The organism is Corynebacterium sp. HMSC063G05 (assembly GCF_001810555.1).
GTDB classification, from domain to species: domain Bacteria; phylum Actinomycetota; class Actinomycetes; order Mycobacteriales; family Mycobacteriaceae; genus Corynebacterium; species Corynebacterium jeikeium_D.
Genome location: NZ_KV801836.1, coordinates 1 through 1,142, shown reverse-complemented (window position 1 = coordinate 1,142; position 1,142 = coordinate 1). Strand labels below are relative to the sequence as shown.

Annotated in this window: 1 protein-coding gene; it reads left to right on the top strand. The window is 56.5% G+C overall.

The window, feature by feature from the left end; genetic code table 11:
• Positions 1 to 48: 48 nt before the first annotated feature.
• Positions 49 to 1,142 (top strand): IS30 family transposase (locus HMPREF2751_RS10570; protein ID WP_083304388.1); only part of this gene is annotated, 1,094 nt, incomplete at its 3' end.

Genomic DNA, 1,142 nt, shown 5'->3' with positions numbered 1-1,142 from the left:
GGTAGGTTCAGGCGGTGAATGCATCACCACTTTCGACCAGGAGAAGTAGTGAAGCAAACCCGCCGAACGAAATACAGTGCCATCAAACCGATTGCGCTTCAACACATCGCCAACGGGGCATCAGCAAGCGCAGTTGGACGTGAGTTAGGGATACCCTCACCAACTGTCAGGCGGTGGGCGCGACAAGCCGGAATTGAGATCCAGCACCAATCGCACTACCCGAAGGTCTCGATGATGCATAAGCATCGCGTGATCTACGAGATGCTTATGGCCGGCTCATATAGTGTTGCCGAGATTGCCGCGCAGGCTGGGGTGTGCACAACCACGGTGTATAACCGGCGGGCTAGTTTAACCACTATGAATACCCGCAGTCGGATAACACCTGGTGATGTATCTCGTGTTGGCGCTGGTCGGCGGCTAGGGCTGGCGGAACGCTTACTTATTGCCGATTGCCTGCGGGCAGGTCATTCGCACCGGCGTATCGCCCAGATGGTCTGTCGTAGTCAATCCACTATCAGTCGTGAAATCGCACGCAACAGCGTCGATGGTATCTACGATGCCTATCACGCTGATCAGGCCAGCCGCGGGCGTCTTGCTCGTCCAAAGCCGCGCAAACTCGATGACAATCGATTTTTGCGCGCCCAGGTTGTCAATCTGCTCAACCGTGGCGCCTCGCCGCGTCAGGCCAGTGGCAGGTTGGCTGCACTGTGGGGTGATAATACGTCCATGACTATTAGCCACGAGTCGATTTACCAGGCCCTTTACGTACAAGGGGCAGGCAGCTTGCGCAAAGAACTTGTGTTTGAAAAGTCCTGCCGGACTACCCGGCCAGGGCGTAAACCCCGCTCGCTTCTCGCAGGGGTGCCCAAGCCACGTGGAAAACGCTGGACTCATGATGCCAATATTTCACTTCGCCCAGCCGAAGCCAATGATCGTGCGGTACCCGGTCATTGGGAAGGCGATTTGATTATTGGCGCAGATGGCACCAGTGCTTTAGCGACGTTGGTGGAACGCCGCAGCAGGTTTGTGCTGCTCGGCAGACTCGGCACTGACCATACTGCCGCCAGTGTCAATGAGGTGATGGTACGGATGATTCGTCGGCTCAAAGAGTCGATGGACACCACGATGTCGACGTTGACCTG